This is a genomic window from Pseudotabrizicola sp. 4114, from assembly GCF_031457365.1.
In the GTDB taxonomy this organism is placed as follows: domain Bacteria; phylum Pseudomonadota; class Alphaproteobacteria; order Rhodobacterales; family Rhodobacteraceae; genus Pseudotabrizicola.
This window is the reverse complement of sequence record NZ_JAVDWP010000002.1, coordinates 543,559-568,857: the sequence shown is the minus strand read 5'-3', so window position 1 is coordinate 568,857 and position 25,299 is coordinate 543,559. Positions and strand designations below refer to the sequence as shown.

27 protein-coding genes are annotated in these 25,299 nt (G+C 64.8%); 15 read left to right on the top strand and 12 right to left on the bottom strand.

What is annotated here, in order from left to right; genetic code table 11:
* Window positions 1-210: 210 nt before the first annotated feature.
* The 5 genes from cysW to J2X53_RS07145 form a co-directional block, all read right to left on the bottom strand.
* Window positions 211-1,035 carry a sulfate ABC transporter permease subunit CysW gene (gene cysW, locus J2X53_RS07165; protein WP_349036790.1) on the bottom strand — a complete coding sequence of 275 codons (825 nt, stop codon included), beginning with the start codon at window positions 1,033-1,035 and terminating at the stop codon, window positions 211-213.
* Window positions 1,035-1,877: a sulfate ABC transporter permease subunit CysT gene (cysT, locus tag J2X53_RS07160; RefSeq protein WP_349036789.1), complete on the bottom strand. Its 843-nt coding sequence runs from the start codon at window positions 1,875-1,877 to the stop codon at window positions 1,035-1,037. The genes cysW and cysT overlap by 1 nt, the downstream gene beginning before the upstream one ends.
* Window positions 1,874-2,875 (bottom strand): sulfate ABC transporter substrate-binding protein, encoded by a 1,002-nt coding sequence (locus J2X53_RS07155; RefSeq protein WP_349036788.1) that lies wholly within the window; start codon window positions 2,873-2,875, stop codon window positions 1,874-1,876. The genes cysT and J2X53_RS07155 overlap by 4 nt, the downstream gene beginning before the upstream one ends.
* The gene (locus J2X53_RS07150; protein WP_349036787.1) at window positions 2,872-3,969 is read right to left on the bottom strand and encodes a sulfate/molybdate ABC transporter ATP-binding protein; all 1,098 of its coding nucleotides are present in this window, start codon (window positions 3,967-3,969) and stop codon (window positions 2,872-2,874) included. The genes J2X53_RS07155 and J2X53_RS07150 overlap by 4 nt, the downstream gene beginning before the upstream one ends.
* A gap of 221 nt (window positions 3,970-4,190) precedes the next feature.
* The gene (locus J2X53_RS07145; RefSeq protein WP_349036786.1) at window positions 4,191-4,826 is read right to left on the bottom strand and encodes a helix-turn-helix domain-containing protein; all 636 of its coding nucleotides are present in this window, start codon (window positions 4,824-4,826) and stop codon (window positions 4,191-4,193) included.
* 159 nt (window positions 4,827-4,985) lie between these two features.
* Here J2X53_RS07145 and J2X53_RS07140 point away from each other — a divergent pair, with 159 nt between their 5' ends.
* From J2X53_RS07140 to J2X53_RS07130, 3 genes are all read left to right on the top strand, one after another.
* Complete coding sequence (locus J2X53_RS07140) at window positions 4,986-5,945, top strand: dihydrodipicolinate synthase family protein (RefSeq protein WP_349036785.1); 960 nt, start codon at window positions 4,986-4,988, stop codon at window positions 5,943-5,945.
* The gene (locus tag J2X53_RS07135; RefSeq protein ID WP_349036784.1) at window positions 5,936-6,862 is read left to right on the top strand and encodes a proline racemase family protein; all 927 of its coding nucleotides are present in this window, start codon (window positions 5,936-5,938) and stop codon (window positions 6,860-6,862) included. Before J2X53_RS07140 ends, J2X53_RS07135 begins: the two co-directional genes overlap by 10 nt.
* A gap of 66 nt (window positions 6,863-6,928) precedes the next feature.
* On the top strand, window positions 6,929-8,194 hold the full coding sequence (locus J2X53_RS07130) for an FAD-dependent oxidoreductase (RefSeq protein ID WP_349036783.1): 1,266 nt from the start codon (window positions 6,929-6,931) through the stop codon (window positions 8,192-8,194).
* A gap of 21 nt (window positions 8,195-8,215) precedes the next feature.
* Here J2X53_RS07130 and J2X53_RS07125 read toward each other — a convergent pair whose 3' ends face one another.
* The gene (locus tag J2X53_RS07125; protein WP_349036782.1) at window positions 8,216-8,566 is read right to left on the bottom strand and encodes a DUF1304 domain-containing protein; all 351 of its coding nucleotides are present in this window, start codon (window positions 8,564-8,566) and stop codon (window positions 8,216-8,218) included.
* A gap of 189 nt (window positions 8,567-8,755) precedes the next feature.
* Between J2X53_RS07125 and J2X53_RS07120 the strand changes: the two genes are divergently transcribed.
* From J2X53_RS07120 to J2X53_RS07095, 6 genes are all read left to right on the top strand, one after another.
* Complete coding sequence (locus J2X53_RS07120; protein ID WP_349036781.1) at window positions 8,756-9,550, top strand: UDP-2,3-diacylglucosamine diphosphatase; 795 nt, start codon at window positions 8,756-8,758, stop codon at window positions 9,548-9,550.
* Entirely contained in the window at window positions 9,547-10,677 is a 1,131-nt protein-coding gene (locus J2X53_RS07115) for a ceramide glucosyltransferase (protein ID WP_349036780.1), read from the top strand. The genes J2X53_RS07120 and J2X53_RS07115 overlap by 4 nt, the downstream gene beginning before the upstream one ends.
* Before the next feature lie 4 nt (window positions 10,678-10,681).
* Window positions 10,682-11,254, top strand: coding sequence for a VTT domain-containing protein (locus J2X53_RS07110; protein ID WP_349036779.1), 573 nt, complete (start codon window positions 10,682-10,684; stop codon window positions 11,252-11,254).
* Window positions 11,251-12,051 (top strand): glycosyltransferase family 2 protein, encoded by an 801-nt coding sequence (locus J2X53_RS07105; RefSeq protein ID WP_349036778.1) that lies wholly within the window; start codon window positions 11,251-11,253, stop codon window positions 12,049-12,051. Before J2X53_RS07110 ends, J2X53_RS07105 begins: the two co-directional genes overlap by 4 nt.
* A gap of 132 nt (window positions 12,052-12,183) precedes the next feature.
* Window positions 12,184-13,080 carry an NAD(P)-dependent oxidoreductase gene (locus tag J2X53_RS07100; RefSeq protein WP_349036777.1) on the top strand — a complete coding sequence of 299 codons (897 nt, stop codon included), beginning with the start codon at window positions 12,184-12,186 and terminating at the stop codon, window positions 13,078-13,080.
* 136 nt (window positions 13,081-13,216) lie between these two features.
* Entirely contained in the window at window positions 13,217-14,473 is a 1,257-nt protein-coding gene (locus tag J2X53_RS07095; RefSeq protein WP_349036776.1) for an MFS transporter, read from the top strand.
* Here J2X53_RS07095 and J2X53_RS07090 read toward each other — a convergent pair.
* On the bottom strand, window positions 14,470-15,522 hold the full coding sequence (locus J2X53_RS07090) for a DUF4424 family protein (RefSeq protein ID WP_349036775.1): 1,053 nt from the start codon (window positions 15,520-15,522) through the stop codon (window positions 14,470-14,472). The genes J2X53_RS07095 and J2X53_RS07090 overlap by 4 nt on opposite strands.
* Window positions 15,523-15,672: 150 nt before the next feature.
* On the opposite strand from J2X53_RS07090, the gene J2X53_RS07085 reads away from it, so the two are divergent.
* Together J2X53_RS07085 and J2X53_RS07080 are read left to right on the top strand one after the other, a co-directional pair.
* Window positions 15,673-16,839: an MFS transporter gene (locus J2X53_RS07085; protein WP_349036774.1), complete on the top strand. Its 1,167-nt coding sequence runs from the start codon at window positions 15,673-15,675 to the stop codon at window positions 16,837-16,839.
* Window positions 16,840-16,950: 111 nt separating this feature from the next.
* Complete coding sequence (locus tag J2X53_RS07080) at window positions 16,951-17,973, top strand: aspartate-semialdehyde dehydrogenase (RefSeq protein ID WP_349036773.1); 1,023 nt, start codon at window positions 16,951-16,953, stop codon at window positions 17,971-17,973.
* A 59-nt stretch (window positions 17,974-18,032) separates the two neighbouring features.
* On the opposite strand, the gene J2X53_RS07075 is transcribed toward J2X53_RS07080, so the two are convergent.
* The 3 genes from J2X53_RS07075 to J2X53_RS07065 are packed head-to-tail and all read right to left on the bottom strand — an operon-like array spanning window position 18,033 to window position 20,021.
* Window positions 18,033-18,341, bottom strand: a complete 309-nt coding sequence (locus J2X53_RS07075) for a transcriptional regulator (protein WP_304876304.1) — start codon at window positions 18,339-18,341, stop codon at window positions 18,033-18,035.
* A 3-nt stretch (window positions 18,342-18,344) separates the two neighbouring features.
* A complete protein-coding gene (locus tag J2X53_RS07070) occupies window positions 18,345-19,325 on the bottom strand; it encodes a sodium-dependent bicarbonate transport family permease (RefSeq protein WP_349036772.1) in 981 nt (326 codons plus the stop codon).
* A gap of 51 nt (window positions 19,326-19,376) precedes the next feature.
* Entirely contained in the window at window positions 19,377-20,021 is a 645-nt protein-coding gene (locus tag J2X53_RS07065) for a carbonic anhydrase (protein ID WP_349036771.1), read from the bottom strand.
* Between the two features lie 144 nt (window positions 20,022-20,165).
* On the opposite strand from J2X53_RS07065, the gene J2X53_RS07060 reads away from it, so the two are divergent.
* The 3 genes from J2X53_RS07060 (at window position 20,166) to J2X53_RS07050 (ending at window position 22,862) form a co-directional block, all read left to right on the top strand.
* A complete protein-coding gene (locus J2X53_RS07060) occupies window positions 20,166-20,555 on the top strand; it encodes a hypothetical protein (RefSeq protein WP_349036770.1) in 390 nt (129 codons plus the stop codon).
* Between the two features lie 77 nt (window positions 20,556-20,632).
* Window positions 20,633-22,024, top strand: a complete 1,392-nt coding sequence (locus tag J2X53_RS07055) for a leucyl aminopeptidase family protein (RefSeq protein ID WP_349036769.1) — start codon at window positions 20,633-20,635, stop codon at window positions 22,022-22,024.
* A gap of 13 nt (window positions 22,025-22,037) precedes the next feature.
* Window positions 22,038-22,862, top strand: coding sequence for an NlpC/P60 family protein (locus J2X53_RS07050; protein ID WP_349036768.1), 825 nt, complete (start codon window positions 22,038-22,040; stop codon window positions 22,860-22,862).
* Window positions 22,863-22,918: 56 nt separating this feature from the next.
* Here the strand turns inward: J2X53_RS07050 and J2X53_RS07045 are convergent, their stop codons facing one another.
* On the bottom strand, window positions 22,919-23,266 hold the full coding sequence (locus tag J2X53_RS07045) for a DUF2794 domain-containing protein (RefSeq protein WP_349036767.1): 348 nt from the start codon (window positions 23,264-23,266) through the stop codon (window positions 22,919-22,921).
* A gap of 261 nt (window positions 23,267-23,527) precedes the next feature.
* Window positions 23,528-24,520: an asparaginase gene (locus J2X53_RS07040; RefSeq protein ID WP_349036766.1), complete on the bottom strand. Its 993-nt coding sequence runs from the start codon at window positions 24,518-24,520 to the stop codon at window positions 23,528-23,530.
* Between the two features lie 172 nt (window positions 24,521-24,692).
* On the opposite strand from J2X53_RS07040, the gene J2X53_RS07035 reads away from it, so the two are divergent.
* Window positions 24,693-25,217 (top strand): invasion associated locus B family protein, encoded by a 525-nt coding sequence (locus J2X53_RS07035; RefSeq protein WP_349036765.1) that lies wholly within the window; start codon window positions 24,693-24,695, stop codon window positions 25,215-25,217.
* Window positions 25,218-25,299: the final 82 nt, after the last annotated feature.

The window sequence follows — 25,299 nt, the reverse complement described above, 5'->3', positions numbered from 1 at the left end:
AAACTTAGCAAGATATTTTACCGGAAAGTCAATTCTCAAGACCTGCATTCCGGATTTTTGCCCTGACGGCCCCGGTTCCACCCGCAAGCCGCACCGCTCCGGGCGGGGGGCCATGCCCCCGCGAAGGTGTTAAAAATCCGTAAATCCACTCAGGTCAAGCCATTGAAATCAAAAGGCTCAACCCCGTGTAACACAGGGGGAAGAGGGGGCCTAAGCCCGCCGCGCCTCCAGCCCCGCCTTGACCACCAGCGCCACCAGCGCCAGCAAGGTCAGGACCGAGGCCGCCGCAAAGGCCCCCGTCGCGTTCAGGTCGTTGAAGAGCAGCTCCACATGCAGGGGCAAGGTGTTGGTCTGGCCCCGGATATTGCCCGACACCACCGACACCCCGCCAAACTCCCCCACCGCCCGGGCGGTGCAAAGCACCGCCCCATACAGCAGCGCCCAGCGGATGTTCGGCAGGGTCACGCGGGTAAACACCTGCCACCCGCTCGCCCCCAGCGTCACCGCCGCCTCCTCCTGCTCCGACCCTTGGGCCTGCATCAACGGCAGCACTTCGCGGGCAACAAAGGGCGCGGTGACGAACAGCGTGACCAGCACAATGCCGGGCAGCGCAAACATCACCTGCAGGTCATTGGCCTGCAACCATGGCCCCAAGAGCCCCTGCCGCCCATAGAGCAGCAGATAGCAGATCCCCGCGATGATGGGCGAGATCGAGAACGGGATCTCGATCGCCGTCACCAATATCCCGCGCCCCCAGAACCGGAACCGCGCAATCGCCCAGGCGGCCGCGATGCCAAAGCCGATGTTGATCGGCACCACGATCAGCGCCACAATGCTGGTCAGCCAGATCGCATGCACCGTTGCCGGATGCTTCAGGTTCGCGGCATAGACGCGCCACCCCTCGGCAAAGGCGCGGGCAAAGATATAGGCCAGCGGTGCCACCACGATCAGCAGCGTCAGCGCCACCGCCACCCCGATCAGCAGACGGGGCACCACAGCGCGCTGGTTCGGGTTCAAAGTCGCAACAGCCTGCATCACGCCCCCCTGTGCCGCGCGGCCCAGGCCTGCAGCCGGTTCGACACCACCAGCAGCACCAGCGCAAAGAACAGCAGCACCAGCGCGATGGCAGCGGCCCCGTTGTAATCAAACTCCTCCAGCCGGATGAACGCCAGCAGCGCTGCAATCTCGGTCTTGAACGGCAGGTTGCCCGCGATGAACACAATGGCCCCGAACTCACCCAAGCTGCGGGCGAAAGCGATGGTGCAACCCGCAAGCCACGCCGGCAGGATCTGCGGAAACACCACGCGGGAGAAAATCGTAAGCTCTGACGCGCCCAGCGTGCGGGCCGCCTGTTCAAAGGCCGGGTCCAGATCCTCCAGCACCGGCTGTACGGTGCGCACCACAAACGGCACCGAGGTGAACGCCATGGCCAGAGCGATACCCCAGATCGTGTAGACCACCGAAATCCCCTGCGGCTCCAGCCAGGCACCGATCCAGCCATTGGCCGAGAACAGCGCTGTCAGCGACAGCCCCGCCACCGCCGTCGGCAGGGCAAAGGGAATGTCCATCAGCGCATCCAGCAGCCGCTTGCCGGGAAAGTCATAGCGCACCAGCACCCATGCCATCAGCAGGCCGTAGACCGCGTTGAACGCCGTCGCGATTGCGGCGGCGGTCAGGGTGATCTGAAACGCGGCCACTGCGCGGGGGGAGCTTACAATGGCCCAGAACCGCGCCGGGCCAATCTCGGCCCCTTTCAGGATCAGCGCCAGAACAGGGATCAGGATGATCACGGTCAGGTACAGCAGCGTGGTGCCGAGGCTCAGTGTGAACCCCGGCAAGACACGCTTGGCGCGGATGGGCGCGGCAAGGGTGGTCATTGGTTGACAAAGACCTGATCGAGGATCGCGCCATCGGCCAGATGTTCAGCCCGGATCGCATCCCAGCCGCCAAACACCTCATCCACCGTGACCAGCCGGACCTCGGGGTAGTCGGCGGCGTATTTCGCGGCCACTTCGGCATCGTTCACCCGGTAGAAGTTCTGCGCCAGAATATCCTGTGCCTCAGGCGAATACAGCCATTCCAGATAGGCCGTCGCCACCTCGGTCGTGCCTTTGCTTTCAGCATTTTCCGTCACCACCGCCGCCGGGAAAGCGGCGAACAAGGACAGCGAGGGCGTCACGCGCTCGAACCCCTTGTCGGCATATTCGCGGGCAATCCCGCCGGTTTCGGCCTCGAACGTCACCAGCACATCACCCAGCTCACGCTCGGCAAAGGTCTGGGTGGCCGCGCGACCGCCGGTGTCGAACACCGGCACCGAGGACAGGATCGCCTTGACGAACTCCTGCGCCTTCGCGTGGTCGCCGCCGTTCTGTTCCAGCCCGTAGGCATAGGCGGCAAGGTAGGTGTAGCGCGCGTTGCCGCTGGTTTTCGGGTTGGGGAAGATCGGGGCCACGTCTTCGCGGGCAAGGTCAGACCAGTCCTGAATGTTCTTGGGGTTGCCCTTGCGCACCAGAAACGCGGGAAGGGAGTAATAGGGCGAGGCGCCGTTCGGCAGCTTGTCGCGCCAGTCGGCGGGCAAAAGACCGCCCTCGGCCAGCACGTCGATGTCGGTCTCCTGATTGAAGGTCACCACATCGGCAGACAGCCCTTCCAGAATGGCGCGGGCCTGACGCGACGATCCGCCATGGCTCTGGTCGATGGTCAGATCGCGGCCGGTGTCGGCCTTCCACTTGGCGGCAAACACCGGGTTCAGCGCTTCGAACAGCTCGCGGCTGACATCATAGCTGACGTTCAGGATGCTGTCCTGCGCGGCGACGGGGGCGGCGGCCCCAAGGCTGGCGGCCAAAATGGCGGCCTTGATCAATCCGTGTTTCATTGGCGTTTCTCCTTGAGACTGGGAAGCGGACGGGGCGTATCGTTCTGTGCGATGCCGTCCAAAGGAAAGACCGCGCCGGTCAGGGGGCGCAGGCGGTAAGCGGTGCCAAGGGTCAGATCGGGCGCGGAATGGCGCAGCAGATCGACCGGAACTTCGGTGCCATCCGCACGGCGCAAGCTGGCGCGGATCATCGCCCCGTTGCTGGCCTTGTGCGCCAGAACCCAAGGGCTTGCCGGGTCTGCCTCCAGCGCAATAGCATCGGGGCGCAGAAACAGGCGTGCGGGGCCATCGGCCATCGCCCGCCGTTCCAGCGCGCGGGCATCCAGCCCTGCAGCCTCGGCCCGGCCCGCGCGCAGGGTGACGGGCAGTTCGACCACGGCCCCCATGAAGCGGGCGACAAAGGGCGAGGCCGGGCGGTCATGGATCTGGTCAGCGCTGCCGATCTGCTCGATCCGGCCCTCGCCCATCACCACCACACGGTCGGCGAGTTCAAACGCCTCTTCCTGATCATGGGTCACGAACAGCGTCGTCGATCCGGTCTGTTGATGCACTTCGCGCAGCCATCGGCGCAGGTCGCGGCGGATGGCGGCATCCAGCGCGCCAAAGGGTTCGTCCAGCAGCAGCACCGCCGGCTCAATCGCAAGCGCCCGGCCAAGCGCCACCCGCTGTCGTTGCCCGCCCGATAGCTGGGTGGGGTAGCGGTCAGCCAGATGCGGAATCTGCAACAGCGCCAACAACTCGGTCACCTTTGCCGCGATCACCGATTTACCGGGCCGCTCGGCGCGGGGGCGCACGGTCAGGCCAAAGGCGATGTTGTCGCGCACGGTCATGTGCGGGAACAGGGCGTAATGCTGGAACACAAACCCGATGCGCCGCTTTTGCGCGGGCAGATCCAGCCAGTTCTGGCCGTTGACGACAAGCCCGCCCGCATCGGGCCAATCCAGCCCGGCGATGATCTTGAGCAGCGTGGTTTTGCCAGAGCCCGATGGCCCCAGCAGCGCCACCAGCTCTCCGTCGTTGATGGTCAGGTCAATGCCACGCAAGACCGGAGTCGGCCCGAAGCTTTTGGTCAGCGATGAGATGGCGATTGTCATACGGATATTCCCAGGGTCATCGGGAAATAGTTCCGCATTCCGCGCGATTCAATCTCTTTTACAGCAAGATCAACTCATATCACAGGCATCACCCGGAACGTATTTCCGGGATCCATTCAGGCTATCGCTGTGCCGTCCGCCCGCTGCTGTATCTGTCGGAATTCTGTGCCGCTTGAACCGAACGGATGGCAAGGCGGTTCTTTTCGCAGAAGCGCCCCGCTTCAGTTCACGACATCGGTGTAGGTGCAGGCCCAGAACACCTTGGTTTCGGTGTCATCCAACGCGCGCAAACCGTGTTTCAGCGTGCTGTCGAAATAGGCGCAATCACCGACATCCAGAATCACCGGCTGATAATGTTCCACCGTCAGCTCGACCCGGCCGGACAGCACGTAAAGCGTTTCTTCGCCGGTATGCGAGTCCAGATCGGCGGGTGTCAGCGGCGCGCGTTTTTCCACCCGCGTGACCAGCGGGATGATCTTTTTCTCGGCCAGCGCATTGCACAGCACTTCGTATTCGAAGTTCCTGGAGCGCACCTTGCGCCCTTCGCCGGCCTTGGTCACGGTCAGTCGTGTGGTCGGCGCTGCCTCGTGATCCGCCGAGAACAACCGTTCCATGCCGATTTCATAGGCGCGGGCGATCTTTACCAGGTTTTCATAGCTGGGCGACACCCGGCCGTTTTCAATCTTGTGGATCGTTGACAAGGCCAAGCCAGAGCGGTGTGCTGCTGTCTCCAGCGTGAAACCGCAGGACTGGCGGACCGCTTTCATCCGCGCGCCCAGATCCACGCGCAGTTGCTGGCGCTCCTTGTCCCAGGCCTGCGGGACCGCAGAGCCTGAGGTATTTTTCACTTCGCTCATGATTTTTCTTTTATTACCATTTTTTGCCAATTAAGATCAGCTTTGAGCCAACCATAGCACCAGTGTCTTCGCGAATCCAAGACTGGATGACACACCGCGCGGACGATCCCAAAGGCTGACGGACCCATGCCGCCAGACACTGACCAACAGGAGTTTTTCATGAACCAGGACGTCTTTCACGGCACCATCCCTGCGCTGCTGACCCCCTGCACCCCCGACCGCCGGCCCGATTTCGATGCGCTGGTGCGCAAGGGGCAGGAGATGATGGCGGCAGGTATGTCGGGCGTGGTCTATTGCGGATCCTGCGGGGACTGGCCACTGCTGAGCGACGCCGAGCGGATGGAGGGCGTGGCGCGACTGACACAGGCGGGCGTGCCGGTGATCGTCGGCACCGGCGCGGTCAACACCAGATCGGCCGTGGCCCATGCGGCCCATGCGCAGGAGATCGGCGCGGCGGGGTTGATGGTGATCCCGCGCGTGTTGTCGCGTGGCCAGTCGGTCGCGGCGCAGCGCAACCATTTTAAAGCCATTCTGGACGCGGCCCCCGACGTGCCCGCGATCATCTACAACAGCCCGTATTACGGCTATGTGACCAAGGCGGATCTGTTCTTTGCCCTGCGCGCCGAGCATCCCAATCTGATCGGGTTCAAGGAATTCGGCGGCAAGGCCGACATGAGCTATGCGGCAGAGCACATCACCTCGCAGGATGACGAAGTGATCCTGATGGTGGGGGTTGATACCGAGGTCTATCACGGCTTTGTCCGCTGTGGCGCGGTCGGGGCAATCACCGGGATCGGCACGATCTTTCCCAAGGAAACCCTGCTTCAGGTCGCCCTGTCGCGCCGCGCCGCCGGGGGATGCGTCGAGTCCGATCTGCGCGCCCGCGAGCTGGCCGAGGCATTCTCGGTGCTGGCCAAATTCGACGAAGGCGTTGATCTGGTCCTGTATTTCAAACACCTGATGGTGCTGAAGGGCGAAGAGCAGTACCGGCTGAACATCTATGAGACCGACACCTTGTCGCCCTCGCAGGCCGGGTTCTGCACGGCGCAGTTCCACCAGTTCAACGCCTGGTTTGCCAACTGGTCAAAGCAGGGTGGAGTGATCGCTGAATGCATGTGATCGACAGCCATACCGGGGGCGAGCCGACGCGGGTGATCCTGACCGGCGGGCCGGAGCTTGGCCTTGGGTCGCTGGCGGATCGCGCGGCCCGGTTGGCGCAGGATCATCGGGCGTTTTGCCGCGCGGTCTGTGCCGAGCCGCGCGGTCAGGTCGCGATGGTCTGCGCGCTGCTGGTGCCGCCCGTGGATCCGGCCTGTGTGGCAGGGGTGATCTTTTTCGACGCTGCAGCCGTTTTGGGCATGTGCGGTCATGGCACCATCGGGCTGGCGGTGACACTGGCCCACATGGGGCGGATCGGTCCGGGTCGCCATCTGATCGAAACGCCGGTGGGGGTGGTGGCCGTGAATGTGGCCGACGCGCATACCGTGACCGTCACCAATGTCGAAAGCCGCCGGCTGCACCAAGGGCTGACCGTTGCGGTGGAGGGATTTGGCGCTGCCCCACACCAGATCACCGGTGATGTGGCTTATGGCGGCAACCATTTCTTTCTGGTGGACCCCAGCCCCATTCCTGTCGTCCCCGCCAACATCCGTCAGCTGACCGATCTGAGCGTTGCCCTGCGCACGGCGGTTCTGGCGCAAGGCATCACGGTGGATCACGTGATCCTCTATGGCCCTGCCGACAGCCCCGCCGCGCACAGCCGCAACTTTGTACTGTGCCCCGACGATAGCTATGACCGCTCCCCTTGTGGCACCGGCTGTTCGGCGCGGCTGGCCTGTCTGGCCGCTGACGGGCGGCTGGCCGAGGGCGACGAGATTGTGCAGGAAAGCATCATCGGCAGCACCTACCGGCTGTCGTGGCGGCAGGGGCCGACGGGCGGTGTGATCCCGCTGATCACCGGGCAGGCCTTTGTAATGGCCGAAAGCACGCTGATCTTCGACCCCGCCGATCCGTTCAAGGACGGCATCGGCGCCTGACACCCGGTCCGGTGCCGCTGTGGTGCCGGGCCCTCCCCTTCCCTTCGCGCAGGTTAGATCCGCAGCATGGCCGCGACTGACACTCTGGACATCATCGTCATCGGGGCCGGAATCATCGGCGTCACCACCGCGCTCGCGTTGCAGACGGATGGGCACCGGGTGCGGATTCTGGACCGCAAAGGCGTGGCTACTGAGACCTCGGCTGGCAATGCCGGGGCCTTTGCCTTTACCGATATCGAGCCGCTGGCCAGCCCCGGCATCCTGCGCAAAGCGCCGTTGTGGCTGCTGGACCCGCTGGGGCCGTTGTCGCTGCGCCCGCGCTATGCGCTGACCATCGCGCCGTGGATGCTGCACTTCTGGCGCGCCACGCGGGCCGACCGCTACGCCGCAGCGGTCGCTGCGCAAGCCAGCCTGATGCAGCATTCGCGCGCCGCGTTGGAGCGGCTGATCCCCCGCGTCTCGGGGGAGGCGATGATGCGCCGCGAGGGGCAATTGCAGCTGTATGAGGGGCAGGCGCAGTTCGACGCCAGTCTGCCCGCGTGGGATTTGCGCCGCCACCACGGCGTGGCCTTTGATCTGCTGGACAGCCCCGGCGCGATTGCCGAGATTCAGCCCGGCCTGTCGCCCCGCTTTACCCATGCCGGATTCACGCCGGACTGGATCAACACCACCGATCCCGCGCGCTGGACGCAGCATCTGGCACAGCAGTTCACAGCTGCGGGCGGCGAGATCGACATCGCAGAGGTTCGCGCGCTGCGGCAGGAGGGCGCGGGCGTGACGCTGGAGACCACCACCGGACCGATGCGGGCGGCGCAGGTCGTGCTGGCAGCGGGTGCCTGGTCGCATCATCTGGCGCGCACGCTAGGCGAGCGTATTCCGCTGGAAACCGAGCGCGGCTACAACACCACCTTTCCCACCGACAGCGTCGGTCTGCGCACGCATCTGACCTTCCCCAACCACGGCTTTGTGGTCAGCCGCATCGGTGCGGGGCTGCGGGTGGGCGGCGTGGTGGAGCTTGGGGGGCTGACCCTGCCGCCCAACTACCGGCGGGCCGAGGTTCTGGTGCAGAAGGCCGCGGCCTTTCTGCCCGGTTTCGATCCGCAGGGCGGCACGCAGTGGATGGGCTTTCGCCCGTCGCTGCCCGACAGCCTGCCGGTCATTGCCCGGGCGCGCCGTGCGGACCGGGTGATCTATGCCTTTGGCCATGGGCACCTTGGCCTGACCCAATCGGCGGGCACGGCAGAACTGGTGGCCGCCCTTGCCGCACGACGCGCGCCCGCCATTGCGTTGACCCCGTTTGAGGCGGGGCGGTTTTCAGGGGCAGGCCGCTGACCTCACCCGACGCTGACGGCGTCAGCCGAAGTGGAGTGCGGCAATCGCCAGCACGGCTGGCACGGTCTGGATAAACAGGATTTTCCGGCTGGAGGTCGCTGCGCCAAAGATCCCGGCGACGGCGATGCAGATCAGAAAGAACAGCTTGAAGGCGTAGCCCTCGGCCCCTTGCAGCAGCCCGACGATCAGACCGGCCGCCAGAAACCCGTTATACAGCCCCTGATTGGCCGCAAGCGTGCGGGTCGCGGTTGCAAACTCCGGCTTCAGGCCAAAGGCGCGCAGCCCGGCGGGTTTGTCCCAAAGAAACATCTCCAGCACGAGAATCCACAGATGAAGCGTCGCGATCAGGGCAATCAGGATATCGGAAATCATAGGGGCTCCCAGGCGATGCCCCAAAATCATGCCCGTGTTGCAGGGCCTGTGCAATAGCAACAAATGGTGGCACATCGGTCAGTCTGTCCGGCCTTCCGCCGCAACTGTCGCCGCAATGCAGCAAATCCTTCATACGCCCGTCGCGTCTTTGCGCGAGAGAGGGGGCAAAGGGTGGCGCGGAGCAGTTGCATGACCAGATCAATCCGGCATCACAGGGGTCTGTTTCTGTCGGACCTGCATCTGGGCACACTGGGCAGCCGGTCTGACCTGATCTTGTCTTTCCTGCAGCACAACCGCGCCGAAACCTACTTTCTGGTGGGGGACATTCTGGACCTGTGGCAACCGTTGCTGCCGCACTGGACCGAGGATGCGCAGCGCGTGCTCGACCATCTGCGCGACCGGCAGCAGGCCGGGGCGGTGATCCACTATCTGCGCGGCAACCACGACCCCGACCCGACGCTGGCCCCAGAACCGAAATGTCTGGATGTGGCGGCGGTGGATGAGCTGATCTATCACGCCGGAGACCAGCGCCGCTATCTGGTGCTGCATGGTGACATTGCCGATGCGCGTGTCGTGCGGTCCCACGTCATGACCCGACTGGGCAGCCGGATCGACCATATCCTGCGCCGTCTGGATCGTGGCTTGTCCGTGCTGCGGCGGGGCAGTTCGGCGGAAGCCCGCAGCACGATCGAAGCCTTGCTCGCCGGCGTGAACTCGCTGTTGTACCGCGGCCGCAAGCATGAGCGGCGTCTGGTGGATCTGGCCCGGCAAAAGGGCGTGCATGGCGTGATCTGCGGGCATTTCCATATTGCCGGGCTGCATGATGACCATGGGCTGACCTATGCCAATTGCGGCGACTGGCTGGACAGCATGACCGCCCTTGCCGAGGACCATGACGGCACCCTGCGGCTGCTGTCCTGGCGGCCGGTGGCGGCGGCGATCCATGCCGGAATGGCCTCAGCGGAGCCGGAGGGCGCGACATGATGGCAATGGGGTTCGCGGCAGCGGCTGCGATTCTGATGCTCGCGCATCTGGTGGCAGTCTGGCTGTATCTGCGCCGACTGGACCGCCCCCAGCCAACCGGCGGGGTGATCGGCCAGCCCTTTGTGACGCTGCTGCGCCCGGTGTGCGGGCTGGACCCGTTTGACGAAGAAACGCTGCAATCGTCATTTGATCAGGACTATCCGCGCTACGAGATCATCTTCTGCGCGCAATCCCCGGATGATCCGGCAATCGGGCTGGTCAACCGTCTGATCGCCCGCAATCCCCGGGTGCCTGCCCGGCTGCTGGTGGGCTATGACCGGATCTCGGGCAACCCGAAGCTGAACAACGTCTGGAAAGGCTGGAATGCCGCCAGCGGCGACTGGGTCTGCATGACCGACAGCAACCTGCTGCTGCCGCCGGACTATCTGGCCACGGTGGTCGGCTCCTGGGGGCCTGCAACCGGCATCGTGTCGTCGCCCCCGCTCGGCATTCGTCCGCAAAACCTTGGCGGCCATCTGGAATGTGCGTTCCTCAACAGCAATCAGGCGCTTTTGCAGTTTGCCGCCGGCAGCGTCGGGCCGGCCTATGCGCAGGGCAAGACGTTGTTTTTCAACAAACCCTTGCTGGAACATGCCGGAGGTCTGCGCGCCTTGGGGCAGACGCTGGCCGAAGACGCCGCCGCCACGCGGATCACGCGCGACATGGGCCGCGAGGTGACGCTGACGCCGCTGCCCTTTACGCAGCCCATCGGTCGGCGCACCCTGGCGCAGGTCTGGAGCCGCCAGCTGCGGTGGAGCCGGGTGCGGCGCGATGCCTTTCCGCTGCTGTTTGCCTTTGAGGTGCTGAACGGGGGCGTGGCCCCCATTACCTGCGTCTTTGCGGCCCTGACCCTGTCCGGGGCCGATCTGGCGTTTGGTGTTGGCTACATCGCGCTGTGGTATCTGGCAGAGGTGTTTCTGGCCGCCCGCGCCGGGTGGCCGATGGGGGTGCAGGGGCTGTTCCTGCTGATCCTGCGCGATCTGATGATGCCGGTGATCTGGCTGACCACCTTCCTGCGCCGTGGCTTTGACTGGCGCGGAACGGCGATGACCGCACAACCGGCGGCCAGTGCCGTGCCTGCCGAGTGACCCCATGACAGAGGCCGAAGTCGGCGCGTTGATCCGCGATTATGGAATGCTGATCATCGCTCCCCTCGCCGTTCTGGAGGGCCCGGTCGTTTCCGTGATCTCTGGCTATCTGGCCAAAGCGGGGCTGGTGTCGCTTCAACTGGTGTTTGGCGTGCTGGTGGTGGCCGATCTGGCGGGTGACATCCTGCTTTATGTGCTGGGCCGAAAGGGGCGCGCCGGAATGGCGCTGCCCTGGCTGGCACGCTTTGGTGTGACCCGGCGGCGGCTGGCGCAGGTCATCCGTGCGTTTCGCAAGAATGATGCGCGCATTCTGGTGATCGGCAAGCTGACCCATTCGGCGGGGTTCGCGGTCTTGCTGGCCGCAGGCATGGCGCGGATGCCATTCGTGCGGTTTCTGGCGCTGAACCTTTTGGCGACCGTCCCCAAAGTGATGATCTGTCTGGCGCTTGGCTGGTGGTTCGGCGCGATTTCGGACCGGATCGGCAACTGGCTGCTAGGCGGCACGCTGATGGTTTTCTTCTTTGTTGCCGTGTTTGCCGTCTACCATCTGAAATCCCGCCAGCGGAGTGAAAAATGACCCGTGCCGTTACCTGCCTGATCCCCGCCCATAACGAGGCTGCCCGTATTGCCGGAGTTCTGGCCGCAGTTCAGGATCATCCGATGATCGGTCGGGTGATCGTGGTGGATGACGGTTCGCAAGACGATACGGCAGCGATTGCCGGGGCAGCAGGTGTCGAGGTTTTGCGCCTGATGCCCAATCGCGGCAAGTCAGCCGCTCTGGCCGAAGCCTTGTCGCGGGTCAGGACCAGCCATGTGCTGCTGCTGGATGCCGATCTGACCGGCCTGACCGCTGCAGACCTGTCGCGCCTGATCGCCCCGGTGGTGGCAGGCGGAGCCGATGTGTCGCTGTCGCTGCGCGGCAATGCCCCGTTTCTGTGGCACTGGCTGGGTGTGGATTATATCACCGGCGAGCGGGTGTTGCCGATGTGGCTGATCACGCCGCTGCTGCGAGACATCAGCACTTTGCCGCGCTTTGGTCTGGAGGTGTTTCTGAACACCCATATTCGGGCCGCTGGCCTGTCGGTCGCGATTGTCCGTTGGGCGGGCGTTGCCAGCCCGTCCAAGGCGCAGAAAAGCGGGTGGCGCGCCGGTATCCGGGCAGACATCGGCATGTTGCGCGACATCTTGCGCACTGTGTCAGCCGCGACCACGTTTGAGCAGATTGCGTATCTGCGGCGGGCAGCGCCCCAGCTTGGGTCACAGCCGCGCCCGGTGCGACATTCCGTCCTCGCGTTGCGCGACGGAGTTCTGCGTGTGATCAAAGGCGTACAGCGGCAGAGGGGCCGTGAAACGCACTCCGACGCGACCCGCTAGCCCCCGGCCGCCCGGATATTTATGACGCCCCCGTTGGTTTAAGGGTGGAAATTCCACAGGACTTGCCAGCACAGTCTGAACGAAAATCAAAGGGGGCATCGGGTGCAAGGGATAGCGGGCCAAAGGGTTCTGGTGACCGGAGCGGGGGGTTTTATCGGTGGCCACGTGTTGGCAGCTCTGGTGCAGTCAGGTGCTGTGCCCATCGGGCTGGTGCGACGCCTGTCCCCTGTGCAGCAGGAAAATGGCTTTGAATGGGCCGGCGCTGATCTGGTCACCGACCCGCTCGATGAGCTTCTGGCCGGTCTGCAACCGGATGCGATCATTCACTGCGCCGGGCGCACTGCGGCCCCGGATACCGATGCCGGGCGGGAGGCTTTGTTTGCCGCCAACCTGACGGCCACGGCCCGGCTGATTGCGGCGGTGTCGCGGATGCGTCAACCGGTGCGGCTGGTCATCGTATCATCGGCGGCGATCTGGGCCCCGATGCCACCCGGTCTGGCAGCGATTGACGAGGCCCACCCGATGCGCCCCGTGGCAGCTTACGGGGTAAGCAAAGCGGCAGCGACCCTGCATGCCCTGACCGAGAGCGAACGTCTTGATCTTGATCTGGCGGTTGCGGTGCCGTTCAACGTGATCGGCCCCGGGCAACCCGGGCGGCTGGTGCCTCAGGTCTTTATCGACCGTCTGCGCGCAAACCCTGCCCCGCTTGCACTGTCCAACGCAGAAACGGTGCGCGACTGGATTGATGTGCGCGACGTGGCAACAGCGCTTGCTGCGCTGTCACAGCCAAAGGGCCCGCGCGGCCTGCTCAACATCGCCTCAGGCATTGGCGTCAGCCTGAAAGAGATGGCACAGGCCCTGTGCCGCATCGGGGGTTGGGCCCCGGTATTGCGCGAGGATGCAACGCATGGCACCGCTGGCGTCAACCGAAGCATCGGCGACGCCCGGCGGCTGACCGCGGCGACCGGGTGGACACAGCGGATCACGCTGGAAGCCAGCCTGCGCGACATGATCAGCCCCGCCTCCTGAAAGCATCATTACCCTCTGTCGCCTTGGCAGCCACCGCACTGCCTTGTCACGCCGCTTGATTGTGCGGATCACAAAACAGCATTTGACGCCGGGAGGTCACAGGCACATCGTCCGCCCCCGAACAGGAGTGTGCCCCATGACAACCAGCGCCAAGGCCCCCGCGATAGCCCCGATCCTGACCCCGGTTGTGATTGCAGGCTGCGTGATCCTGATGCTCGGCTTTGCCATCCGCGCCAGTTTTGGCGTGTTCCAGATCCCGATTGCCGAAGAATTCGGCTGGGCACGGTCAGAATTTTCTCTGGCGATTGCGATTCAGAACCTGGCATGGGGGATCGGCCAGCCATTGTTCGGCGCGATGGCCGAGCGGTTTGGCGACCGCAAGGCGATCATTGCGGGCGCGCTGACCTATGCCGCCGGGCTGGTGCTGTCATCCTATGCCGTGACGCCGGGGCAGCACCAGTTGCTGGAAATCCTCGTCGGCTTTGGCATTGCCGGCACCGGCTTTGGCGTGGTGCTGGCGGTGGTGGGCCGCGCGGCCGCCCCCGAACACCGCTCGATGACGCTGGGGATTGCCACCGCCGCAGGCTCTATGGGGCAGGTGTTCGGCGCGCCTCTGGCTGAGTTCCTGCTGCAATCCTATGCGTGGCAAGAGGTGTTCGTGATCTTTGCCGCGATTATCCTGTGCAGCCTGTTCGCCCTGCCCTTCATCCGCTCGCCGCATGTGGCAACGCGGGCGGAGCTGGAGGAAAGCATGGGCACGGTGTTGGTCCGCGCGTTCAAGGATCCGTCCTTCAGCCTGATCTTCCTTGGTTTTTTCAGCTGCGGCTATCAGCTGGCCTTTATCACCGCGCATTTCCCGGCCTTTGTGACCGAGCTTTGCGGCCCGATTGACCCCGGCGGCATGCTGGCGGGAATGGGGATCAACACCACCTCGGCGCTGGGGGCGGTGGCGATTTCGGTGATCGGGCTGGCCAATATCGCGGGCACGCTGACGGCGGGGTGGCTGGGCAAGCGCTATACCAAGAAATACCTGCTGACCGGCATCTATGTCGCCCGCACGATCGCCGCTGCCGCCTTTATCCTGCTGCCGGTCACGCCCGAGTCGGTGCTGATCTTTTCCGCCGTGATGGGGTCTTTGTGGCTGGCGACGGTGCCGCTGACCTCGGGTCTGGTGGCGCATATCTACGGGTTGCGCTACATGGGCACGCTCTATGGCATGGTGTTTCTGTCGCATCAGATCGGCGGGTTTCTGGGCGTCTGGCTGGGCGGCAAGATGTATGACATCACCGGAGACTACACGCTGGTCTGGTGGATCGGCGTGGGGGTGGGCGCGTTTTCGGCCATCGTCCACCTGCCGATCCGGGAAAAGCCGCTAGTGGCGCTGCCCGCTTAGTCGTTGATCGGGGCGACGATCAGGATCTCCAGATCTGCCTCCGGGGTGAAATCGCGCTTTTCCACCACAAAGGTGGTGGGCCCGGTCTTTTTCACTCCTTCGGCGCAGAGCGACAGGGTATGATCCTCATCGCCCTTGTCCACCGTCAGCCGAAACCGCCCGATCGGGCCGGCCCAGGAATTGGCGGTGCGCAGCACATAGGCGATGTGCCAGGCCACGCCGCTCACCATCCCGTCCGCCTCTGACCCGGCCAGCTGTTTCGCCAGCCCGCGCGAGGTGGCGGCATCAATGCAATACTGCTGGCGCAAGCCCGCCAGCCATTCGGCCCTTGGCGGGTCCTGCCAGACAAAGATGCCCCCCGGTGGCCGGTTGTCATAGCTGTGCGAGACCCGCAGCGGCTGCCCCGCCGGAAAGGTCTGGGTCCAGTGATAGCGCAGGATGACCGACCACAGCGGCATCACATCATTGCCGGTCAGGTCAGGCCCGTCATTGAACGCCTCCAGCAGACCGTCATCTGCCATGGCGCGCAGCGTGGCGGCATCCATCTGCTCCAGCGCTGCCAGCACCGCCTCGGCATCGGGTACCACTGGCATGCCGTAGTGCAGCAAGCGCGCGGTTACATCCTCGCCCGGCGTGTCATAGTGCTCTGACAGCGGGCGGCCCTCTTCCCACATCGGCTCGATCACCGCGATCCGGTCGATGCTGACCGGCACATCCGCCCCGTCGACCACGGCGCGAAAACTGACCAGATCCGGCCGGCTGGGATCATCGGGCAGGTTGTATTCAGAGTTCATCAGAGTGCTGAGGGCAATCGGCGGCAGCGGAAAGATCACCTCGCCGGTCACATCGGCATCCGTCAGGTTGCGGAACACATAGTCGACCCGCACCTGATCGCGGCTGATGAAAAGGTCTTCCTCCTCCATCGCGATGGCGTCGGTCTGGCCAAAGGTCAGCCCCGTCGCGCTTAGGCCGCCAAAGCCGTCATTGGCCTGCGCCACGGGCGCGACCGCCAGTGCCAGACCCGCCGCCAGAACAGCCAGAAAGCGCATCTCAATTCTCCGATCCGATGTGCCCCCACTCTGCCCGCCGCGCGGGGCTTCGGCAAGGGCGCTCCTTGGCCTCCGGCCTTTGATTTCCGCAGGTTGACCCGCCTTCGCGAGCCTGCAATGGTCGCGCACCACGGGGGAGGATGAGCGGAGATGCGCGCCGGAATTGCAGCCCTGCTGGCGGCCTATGTGCTCAGCCAGTTCTACCGCGCCTTTCTGGCGGTGCTGACCCCGGTGCTGCAGACCGATCTGGGGGCGAGCCCCAGCGATCTGGCGGCCGCCTCTGGCCTTTGGTTTCTGGCCTTTGCCGTAATGCAGATCCCGGTGGGCGAGGCGCTGGACCGGATCGGCCCGCGCCTGACCACGGCCGCGCTGGTCGGCATCGGCGCGGTCGGAGCGGTGATCTTTGCCATGGCGGGCGGACCGGGGGCAATCAAGCTGGCCATGGTGCTGATTGGGGTCGGCTGTTCCTCGGTGCTTATGGCATCGTATTACATCTTTGCGCGCAGCTATGCGCCTGCCGTCTTCGGCACGCTGGCCGGGGCGACCGTGGGCATCGGCAATCTGGGCAACATCGGGTCGTCGCTGCCGTTGTCACTGGCGGTCGAGAGTTTTGGCTGGCGCGGTTCGCTCTGGGGGCTGGCCGCGATCACCGCGCTGGTGGCGCTGGCGATCCTGACGCTGCTGCGCGATCCGCCCCGCACGACGGGCGGGCAAAAGGGCAGCCTGCTGGATCTGTTGCGCATGCCCGCGCTCTGGCCGATGCTGATCATGATGGCGGTGTGCTACGCGCCCGCCGCCTCGATCCGTGGGCTCTGGGTCGGGCCGCTGTTCCGCGATGTGTTCGGCGCGGATGCGGCCCGGATCGGGCAGGTCAGCCTGATCATGGGGCTGGCGATGGTGGCGGGCAGCTTTGCCTATGGCCCGCTGGAACGCGTGCTTGGCACCCGTAAATGGCTGATCATGGGTGGCAATCTTATTGCTCTGACCTGCCTCACCGGGTTGTGCCTGTCGCCGCAAAGCCCCGCGCTCACCATCGCCCTTCTGGCCGGCCTCGGCTTTGCCGGGGCCTCGTTTCCCATGGTCATCGCCCATGGCCGCGCCTTTATCCCCGCGCATCTGACCGGGCGCGGCGTGACGCTGCTGAACCTGTTCGGCATCGCGCCGGTCGGCCTGTTGCAATTCGCCACCGGCCGTATCCACGCCAGCACCCTGGCAGATCCCGCCTCAGCCCCCTATGCCGCGATCTTCGGCTTCATCGCCCTTTTCCTCGCTGCAGGCCTCCTGGTCTACGCCTTCTCCAAAGACCGCACCGACTGAGTTCATCTTGGCGAAAATACTCCGGGGTGCGGGGCAGAGCCCCGCTCTTTCTCTTTCCACTCCCCCCCCTTTGCGGTAAGGAACCCCGTCGTTTGACGCATGGAGGGCCGGATGGGCTATAAAGTCGTTGTCGTAGGCGCGACGGGGAATGTGGGCAAGGAAATGCTCAATATCCTCGCCGAGCGTGAGTTTCCTGTGGATGAGATCACCGCACTTGCCAGCCGCAAGTCGCTGGGGACCGAAGTGTCCTTTGGCGACAAGACTCTCAAGACCAAGGACCTCGACACCTTTGACTTCACCGGCTGGGATATCGCGCTGTTTGCCATCGGCTCGGACGCGACCAAGATCTATGCGCCAAAGGCTGCAAGCCAGGGCTGTGTGGTGATCGACAACTCGTCGCTCTACCGCTACGACCCCCAGATCCCGCTGATCGTGCCCGAAGTGAACGCCGATCAGGTGGTGCATTACAAGAACAAGAACATCATCGCCAACCCCAACTGCTCGACCGCGCAGATGGTGGTGGCGCTGAAGCCGTTGCACGACCGCGCCCGGATCAAGCGGGTGGTGGTGTCCACCTACCAGTCCGTCTCTGGCACCGGCAAAGAGGCGATTGACGAGCTGTGGAACCAGACCAAGGGCATCTATGTGCCGGGTCAGGAAGTGAAGCCGTCGGTCTACCCCAAGCAGATCGCCTTCAACGTGATCCCGCATATCGACGTGTTCCTCGACAGCGGCGACACGAAAGAAGAGTGGAAGATGGTGGTCGAGACCAAGAAGATCCTCGACCCCAAGATCAAGGTCACCGCCACCTGCGTCCGCGTGCCGGTGTTTGTCGGCCATTCCGAGGCGATCAACATCGAGTTTGAAGATTACCTCGACTGGGAAGAAGCCACCGACATCCTGCGCGAAGCGCCGGGCGTGCTGGTGGTCGATAAGCGCGAGGCGGGTGGCTACATCACGCCCATCGACTGCGTGGGCGAATATGCCACCTACATCAGCCGCATCCGGCAGGATGAAACGATTGAAAACGGTCTGAACATCTGGGTCGTGTCCGACAACCTGCGCAAAGGGGCTGCGCTCAACGCGGTGCAGATCGCCGAATTGCTGGGCAGCCGCTGCCTGAAAAAGGGCTGATCGTCCCAGCTATGTTACCTAAAAGCCCGCCACCCGGCGGGCTTTTTCATGGGCTCAACTCAGAACCGCTCGGCCCGCAGCACTTCGCAATCGCTGACCGACACCACCCCGATATGCCGCTCGACCACGGCAAAGGCGGCGTCCAGCAGATGCTCCAGCCGCTCTGGCCGGATCAGGCAGACCACAGCCACCATGCCGCCGCGCCCGACCTGACCCTCACGAGTCCATTCCCCCGATCTTCCCGATCCGCCCAGAACCGGCAGCACGGTGTATCCCGTGACCCCGGCACGGGTCAGCGCATCGGTCAGGCGGCTTTGCATCGGGGCTTCGATGATGATCTCGACACGTTTGGCGGCATGGGTCTGCATGTTTCAGCCTCCGGTCACGGCTTGGGCAATGGCAACATAGGCCGGAATCCCAAGCGTCAGGTTAAACGGAAAGGTCACGCCCAGTGACAGCGTCAGGTAAACTGACGGGTTCGCCTCTGGCAGCGCCACCCGCATCGCGGCGGGCACCGCGATGTAACTGGCCGATGCTGCCAGCACCATCATCAGCGCGACACCGCCGGTGGACAGGCCCAGGATCAACCCCGCCGCCAGCCCTGCCCCCGCGCCGATCACCGGCATCACAAAGCCAAAGGCCACTGCGCCAAGGCTCAGCACCCCTTTTGACGCCCGCAAACCGCGCCCGGCGACCAGCCCCATATCCAGCAGGAACAGGCACAGCACCCCCTGAAACGGCGAGACGATAAAGCTTTCGATCCGCACCATGCCCTCTTGCCCGGTCACCATGCCAATCACAAACGACCCGACCAGCAGCACGATGGACCCGTTCAGCAGAATCTCGCGCCACAGGTCGGCATCCATCCGCTTTGCTCCGTTGCCCGCCCGGCTGACCAGCCACAGCGCCGAGATGATGGCAGGCGCCTCCATCGCGGCGGCCACCGCCACCATATAGCCTTCCGATGCAATGCCCTGGGCCGTCAGCACAGAGGCCCCGGTGACAAAGGTGACAATCGAGATCGAGCCATAATGCGCCGCCACCGCCGCCGCATCGGTGACTGACAGCCGCGTCATGCCGCGCAACAGGCCAAACGCCACCAGCGGCAGCGCGAATGACAGCACCACCCCGGCCGCCAGCGCCGCGATCAGCCGCGCATCGACGCCGTGGTCGGCCACCGCAACCCCGCCTTTGAAGCCGATGGCGAACAAGAGGTAAATCGACAACGCCTTGGCCGCCGCCTCGGGCACCGTCAGCTCTGACCGCGCCAACGCCGCGAACAGCCCCAGCGCAAAGCACAGAATCATGGGTGACAGCAGATTGTCTGCCGCCAGAGAAAGAATATCCTGCATCGACTGCCCCCTGTTCGCGCCGATATGGGAAACGTTTAAACTATGACAAGATCAGACCGACACAAATCCGCGCGCCGGGTCATAGTGTTCCAGCATGCCTTCGCCGGTGTCGTTCCACAGCCCGTGCAGCGTCAGCCGGTCCGCCGCCACCGCCTCGCGCACAAAGGGGAACGTCATCAGGTTTTCCAGACTGACCAGCACCGCCTCTTTTTCCAGCGCGCGCGGGCGCTCGTCATCGGGCAGATGCTTCACCCGCTCGAACCCGGGGCGCAGAATGTCCATCCAGCGCCCGACAAACGAGGTCTTTTCCTCCAGCGCCGGGGCATGGCCCATGCACATGTCATCGCAGCCCTTGACCCCGCCACAGTTCGAATGGCCCAGAACCACGATATGCGCCACGCCCAGCGACGTGACCGCATATTCCACCGCTGCCGAGGTGCCGTGATAGGTGCCGTCGGGCGAAAACGGCGGCACCAGATTGGCTACATTGCGGTGAATGAAGAACTCGCCCTCATCGGCGCCGAAGATCGAGGTGACATGCACCCGGCTGTCACAGCAGGAAATCACCATCGCCCGCGGATGCTGCCCGCTTTCGGCCAGACGGCGGAACCAAGCCTTGTTGTCCTGATAGGTGGTCGCGCGCCAGCCATGAAAGCGCTGGATCAGATAATGGGGAAGGGGGCGGGCAAGATCCATAGCCGACAGGTCTCCGCAAATGGGCAACAGACCTAATACGCAGCAATCGCAGAAAATTCGAGAGGGATTATTCTGCAACTGCAACCTTTTCTTCAGGATGACGGGCGCACTCTGTCTTTGGGTGTGAAACAAGAGGTGTGGGCCATGCAGGCTGACAATGTGTTACGGCTGCGTCCGTCAGAACGGGTGCGGCAGGATGCCGGGCCAATAGCAACGATCTATCGCGATCTGGGCACGGAACCGGCGGAAGAGGTGGTGACGCGCGCTTTGGGCCAGTTGGCGCTGACCATGGCGGGTCTGGCCAGTCAGGTGCGGGCGCATGATCTGACCGATCTGACGCGCCATCTGCGCCGGTTGCAGCACCTGTCGGAAAATCTGGGCATGGTGTCGCTGGCTCTGGTGGCTACCGATCTGCGCGCCTGCCTTGCCTCTGGCGATTCCACCGCCTTTTCGGCGGTCTGGGCGCGGCTGATCCGCATCGCCGAACGCTCGCTCGCCCCGGACAAGGCATTGCTGGACCGGTCGCTGATCTGAAGCGGCCCGGTGCGGCAGGGGTTGCAGGTGGCACCGGAACGGCTAGGCTCTGGCCAACCCCGAAAAGGAACCGTCCGATGACCGCCCTTCCCGAGTTTGCCCCCGCTGAAGCCGACTCCCTGCCACTGCATGTGTTCTCGCCCGACGATCTGCCCGACTGGCTGGCCGGGCCCGGCGCGGGTTGGGCAGGATGGCTGGGCGCCGCAGGGTTCAAGGCAGCGTTGGGAGAGGTGCAGCTGCTGCCCGGCACCGATGGGCTGGCTGGCGCGGTCATCGGCACCGGCACCGCGCAGGCCCGCGCCCGTGGCCGCTTTGGTCTGGCAAAGGCCGTTGCCGCTCTGCCACCGGGCGACTGGCATCTGTCGGGCGCGCTGACCGAAGCCGCCGCGAAAGAGGCGGTGCTGGGCTGGCTGCTGGCAAGCTACCGCTTTGACAGCTATCGCCCCGGCAAACCCGCCCCTGCCCTGCCCCGGCTGAAACTGCCCGATGGGCTGGATGGCGAAACCCTGCTTGCCATGGCGGCAGGCGAATTTCTGACCCGCGACCTGATCAACACCCCGGCCAATGACATGGGGCCAGAGCAGTTGCAGGCGGCATTCTTCGCCTTGGCCGAAGCGCATGGCGCGACGGCCAGCGCAATTGTCGGCGATGATCTGCTGGCGCAGAATTTCCCGATGATCCATGCCGTTGGCCGCGCCTCGCCCCGTGCGCCGCGCCTGCTTGACATGCGCTGGGGGTCTGAGGGCCCGCCGCTCACACTGGTGGGCAAGGGCGTGTGCTTTGACACCGGCGGGCTGGATCTGAAGCCATCGGCGGGGATGCTGTTGATGAAAAAGGACATGGGCGGCGCGGCCACGGTCATGGGCCTTGCGCTGATGATCATGCGGCTGGGCTTGCCGCTGCGGCTGCGGGTGCTGGTGCCTGCGGTGGAAAACAGCGTCTCTGGCGCGTCGATGCGCCCGCGTGACATCCTGACCAGCCGCAAGGGGCTGACGGTGGAGGTGAACAACACCGATGCCGAGGGCCGGTTGATCCTGGCGGATGCCCTCGCCTATGCCAGCGAAGATGCCGATGCCACGATCATTTCGATGGCCACGCTGACCGGTTCTGCCCGCGTGGCGGTGGGGCCGGACCTTGCGCCCTATTTCACCGATGATCCTGACATGGCCACCGCCATTGCCGCCGGGGCGGCGACGGGGTTTGATCCGGTCTGGCGTCTGCCGTTCTGGGACGCGTATGAACCGATGATCGAACCCGGCATCGCCGATCTGGACAATGCGCCGTCGGGTGGGTTTGCCGGGTCGATCACCGCCGCGCTGTTCCTGCGCCGCTTTGTGGCCACACCACGCTATGCGCATTTCGACATCTACGGCCATATCCCCGCCGATCTGCCCGCCCGGCCAAAGGGTGGCGCGGGTCAAGGCGCGCGGGCGCTGCTATATGCACTGCCCGAAATGCTGGGTCTTTGAGGGCTCCGCTGTGATGGACCGACGCAGCACCCCGTTTTCCGGCCGCATCGCCCTGTCCAGCTTGCGCGGGCGGGTCGAGGCGACGTTTACCGATGGCGAACCCGCCACTGTCACCCGACCGCTGGCCGATCTGCTGGCGCATCCGCACGGCGCGCGCGACCGGCAATTGCTCTTGGGCGATGCGGTCACGGTGATCGACCTGCGCGACGGTCAGGCCTTTGTGCAGGCGGCCAAGGATGGCTATTGCGGCTGGCTGGACGCCGGTGCCATCGGCCCGGCGATCACGCCGACCCATTGGGTCAGCGCCCGGTCCAGCCATCTGTATTCCGCGCCAAAGGTGCAGGCGCCCCAGAGTGCCGCCCTGCCCTTTGGGGCACGGTTGGCGGTCACGGCCACACAGGGCAGCTTTGCCGAAACCGCGCAGGGGTTTGTGCCACTGGCACACCTGAATGGGCTGGAGGACCGCCCGACTGATCCGGTCCGCGTCGCCGAAGGCTTTGTCGGCGCGCCGTATCTTTGGGGCGGCAATTCGGCGGCGGGCCTGGATTGTTCGGGGCTGGTGCAGGCGGCGATGCTGGCCTGCGGCCTGCCCTGCCCCGGCGACAGTGACCAGCAAAAGGCATTGGGTCAGGCGCTGAGCGATTCCACACCCTTGCAACGCGGTGATCTGTTGTTCTGGAAGGGCCATGTGGCCTGGGTCGCTGACAAGCGGCGCATCCTGCATGCCAATGGCCATACGATGAGCGTGGCGTTCGAGCCGATCGCCACCGCCATCGCCCGCATTCTGGCACAAGACGGCGGCCCGGTGATTGCCCGCAGGCGCGTCATCACTCCCTGACGGTCGTTCTTCCGCGCCCCCCGCCAGCGGCAACGCCCGTCAGGAGGGAGCGGCTCCTAGTCAATCGGCCGGATCAGCTTGCGTTCCAGCACCCGCAGCACCTGCGCCAGATCACCGCCGCGCCGCAGGATCTGGCCATCCATCCCGACCACCGCATAGATCCCCTGCTTGCCGCGCAGCTTGGGGCGCTTTTCGATCCGGTACAGCGGGTTTTCCGCCGTCCGGCGGTAAATCTCGAACACCGCAAAATCGCGCAACGTGGAAATGCCGTAATCCCGCCACTCCCCCAGCGCGACCATCCGGCCATAGAGGCCCAGAATCGCCGACAGCTCATGCCGGTCGAAACAGACCTGCTCGGGCAGGGATGTGGTAAAGGGGTAGTGGCTCGGGGGTTGAACCGTCATGCCGCCAGCTTACCGCCCGGCGGCGGTAAATCAAGCCCGCTTGCGCCGCCACAATTCCACCGTGAAATCACCCCGCAAGTGCCGCGCCCTCACCTGAATGCCGCCACACCGACCGGCGATACAGATCCTACGATGTGTGAGTAAGGTCCGGGGATCGGGTGTTGACTGCCCCCGCCCAGATGCCCGGCCTCCGGACCAACACGCAGCGACAGAGGGCCCCCGTCATCACGACGGGGGCTTTTTTTTTGTTGCGACCGCTCGTCAGATAAACCCGTCTGCCAGCCGCAATCCCCCGGTCTCGATCCCGCGCCAGTTGCGCTGCACCCCCGGCAGGCGCTTTTGCGCCATCGGATGCGAAGGCTCCAGCACACCCAGTCGCACCAGAAGCGCCACCACCGCAGCCTCGGCAGCGCGGGTGCCGCCATCGGCGATTTTCAGCGCGATCCCCAGCTTTTGCGCGGGCAGCATCGCCACAAACACCGCCTCGGCCCCGGTCTTGATCGCCACCCGCCCGCCCATGGCGCGCATCAGCTCGGTGCAGGCCCGGCCCTCGCCCGCCACCATCTCCGGGTGCGTCGCCATCGCGTCGCGCAGCCGTGCCATGGCCCGCTGCCGCCCGTCGCCGGTGTCGCGCGCGGCGGCAAAGCTTTGCATTGCGCGCGCCAGCCCGGCCAGCGACATTGCGAAATTCGGTGCCGAACAGCCGTCGATGCCATAGCCCGCCACCGTCTCGCCGGTCACCTCTTCCGTCGCCTGCCGGATGGCGCGTTGCAGCGGGTGATCGACCTCCACATACTCCGGCCCGGCCTTCATGTGCTGTGTCGCGGTCAGAAAGCCGCAATGCTTGCCCGAGCAATTGTTGTGCAGCTGGCACGGCGCATCGCCCGCCCGGATCAGCCGGTTGCGCTCGTCCCGGTCATAGGGTTCGTGCGATCCGCAGCGCAGATCAGCCTCGCCCAGACCCAGACCCTCCAGCCAGCGCCCGGTCGCTTCGACATGCAGCGCAGCACCCTGATGGCTGGCGCAGGACAGCGCCAGTTGCCGGTCGGTCAGGCCCGCCGCATCCGCCGCCCCGCTTTCCACCAGAGGCAGCGCCTGGATCATCTTGCACGACGAACGCGGGTAAATGATCGTGCCCGCATCGCCCCAGCTTTCCACCGCACCGCCCTCGCCCCAGATCACGGCATGGCCCGCGTGCCAGCTTTCCAGCCGGTCGCCGCGCCACAACTCTACCATCGGCTGCGCCTTCGACATCCTGTTCTCCCGTCACAGATGCGCGATTTGTTGCCCATGGGGCTTTCGCGGATTGGTCTTTTTGCGTATTGGATGGGATATCGGGTTGAACGCCCCCATGCCACAGAAAAGCCGTATGCAAAGACGGCGGCAAACGGGGGGAGGCAAAGGACAGCTTGGAGGCTGTAATATTATGACATCCATCTTCGTGCGCACCGCACTTGGCGTTGCCATGGCCTTGGCCGCATCGTCCGCCACTGCACAGGAATCCACCAACCGCGTCGCGACCAAGACGGATTGGAGCGTCTTCACCGAAGAAAGCCCAAAGGAATGCTGGGGCGTGTCCAGCCCAAAGGAAACCGTGAACAGCCGTGACGGCCAGCCGGTTTCGGTGCGTCGGGGCGATATCCTGCTGTTCGTCACTTTCCGGCCCGGCGCAGGCGCGCGGGGCGAGGTGTCGTTTACCGGCGGCTACCCCTTTGCCACCGGATCGACCGTCAAGGTCGAGATTGACGGTCAAAGCTACGATCTGTTTGCCGATGGCGAATGGGCCTGGCCGGCAAGTGCCGAAGCGGACAGCGCACTACTGACCGCGATGAAACGGGGCTCAACAGCCGTGCTGACCGCAGCCTCGGGCCGGGGCACCCAGACCAAGGATACGTTCAGCCTGCGTGGCTTTACCGCCGCCATGCAAGAGGCTGAAACCCGCTGCAAATAAGCGGGCGGCACAGGCACGACACGGCGCCCCGGACCCTCCGGGGCGTTTTGCGTTTCCCGCTGCTGTGCTGCGATGCTTTGAT

Bases quoted from the DNA above. Each gene is read 5' to 3' on its own strand.
- cysW (WP_349036790.1), bottom strand. From the start codon at position 1,035: ATGCAGGCTGTTGCGACTTTGAACCCGAACCAGCGCGCTGTGGTGCCC.
- cysT (WP_349036789.1), bottom strand. From the start codon at position 1,877: ATGACCACCCTTGCCGCGCCCATCCGCGCCAAGCGTGTCTTGCCGGGG.
- J2X53_RS07155 (WP_349036788.1), bottom strand. From the start codon at position 2,875: ATGAAACACGGATTGATCAAGGCCGCCATTTTGGCCGCCAGCCTTGGG.
- J2X53_RS07150 (WP_349036787.1), bottom strand. From the start codon at position 3,969: ATGACAATCGCCATCTCATCGCTGACCAAAAGCTTCGGGCCGACTCCG.
- J2X53_RS07145 (WP_349036786.1), bottom strand. From the start codon at position 4,826: ATGAGCGAAGTGAAAAATACCTCAGGCTCTGCGGTCCCGCAGGCCTGG.
- J2X53_RS07140 (WP_349036785.1), top strand. From the start codon at position 4,986: ATGAACCAGGACGTCTTTCACGGCACCATCCCTGCGCTGCTGACCCCC.
- J2X53_RS07135 (WP_349036784.1), top strand. From the start codon at position 5,936: ATGCATGTGATCGACAGCCATACCGGGGGCGAGCCGACGCGGGTGATC.
- J2X53_RS07130 (WP_349036783.1), top strand. From the start codon at position 6,929: ATGGCCGCGACTGACACTCTGGACATCATCGTCATCGGGGCCGGAATC.
- J2X53_RS07125 (WP_349036782.1), bottom strand. From the start codon at position 8,566: ATGATTTCCGATATCCTGATTGCCCTGATCGCGACGCTTCATCTGTGG.
- J2X53_RS07120 (WP_349036781.1), top strand. From the start codon at position 8,756: ATGACCAGATCAATCCGGCATCACAGGGGTCTGTTTCTGTCGGACCTG.
- J2X53_RS07115 (WP_349036780.1), top strand. From the start codon at position 9,547: ATGATGGCAATGGGGTTCGCGGCAGCGGCTGCGATTCTGATGCTCGCG.
- J2X53_RS07110 (WP_349036779.1), top strand. From the start codon at position 10,682: ATGACAGAGGCCGAAGTCGGCGCGTTGATCCGCGATTATGGAATGCTG.
- J2X53_RS07105 (WP_349036778.1), top strand. From the start codon at position 11,251: ATGACCCGTGCCGTTACCTGCCTGATCCCCGCCCATAACGAGGCTGCC.
- J2X53_RS07095 (WP_349036776.1), top strand. From the start codon at position 13,217: ATGACAACCAGCGCCAAGGCCCCCGCGATAGCCCCGATCCTGACCCCG.
- J2X53_RS07090 (WP_349036775.1), bottom strand. From the start codon at position 15,522: ATGCGCTTTCTGGCTGTTCTGGCGGCGGGTCTGGCACTGGCGGTCGCG.
- J2X53_RS07085 (WP_349036774.1), top strand. From the start codon at position 15,673: ATGCGCGCCGGAATTGCAGCCCTGCTGGCGGCCTATGTGCTCAGCCAG.
- J2X53_RS07080 (WP_349036773.1), top strand. From the start codon at position 16,951: ATGGGCTATAAAGTCGTTGTCGTAGGCGCGACGGGGAATGTGGGCAAG.
- J2X53_RS07075 (WP_304876304.1), bottom strand. From the start codon at position 18,341: ATGCAGACCCATGCCGCCAAACGTGTCGAGATCATCATCGAAGCCCCG.
- J2X53_RS07070 (WP_349036772.1), bottom strand. From the start codon at position 19,325: ATGCAGGATATTCTTTCTCTGGCGGCAGACAATCTGCTGTCACCCATG.
- J2X53_RS07065 (WP_349036771.1), bottom strand. From the start codon at position 20,021: ATGGATCTTGCCCGCCCCCTTCCCCATTATCTGATCCAGCGCTTTCAT.
- J2X53_RS07060 (WP_349036770.1), top strand. From the start codon at position 20,166: ATGCAGGCTGACAATGTGTTACGGCTGCGTCCGTCAGAACGGGTGCGG.
- J2X53_RS07055 (WP_349036769.1), top strand. From the start codon at position 20,633: ATGACCGCCCTTCCCGAGTTTGCCCCCGCTGAAGCCGACTCCCTGCCA.
- J2X53_RS07050 (WP_349036768.1), top strand. From the start codon at position 22,038: ATGGACCGACGCAGCACCCCGTTTTCCGGCCGCATCGCCCTGTCCAGC.
- J2X53_RS07045 (WP_349036767.1), bottom strand. From the start codon at position 23,266: ATGACGGTTCAACCCCCGAGCCACTACCCCTTTACCACATCCCTGCCC.
- J2X53_RS07040 (WP_349036766.1), bottom strand. From the start codon at position 24,520: ATGTCGAAGGCGCAGCCGATGGTAGAGTTGTGGCGCGGCGACCGGCTG.
- J2X53_RS07035 (WP_349036765.1), top strand. From the start codon at position 24,693: ATGACATCCATCTTCGTGCGCACCGCACTTGGCGTTGCCATGGCCTTG.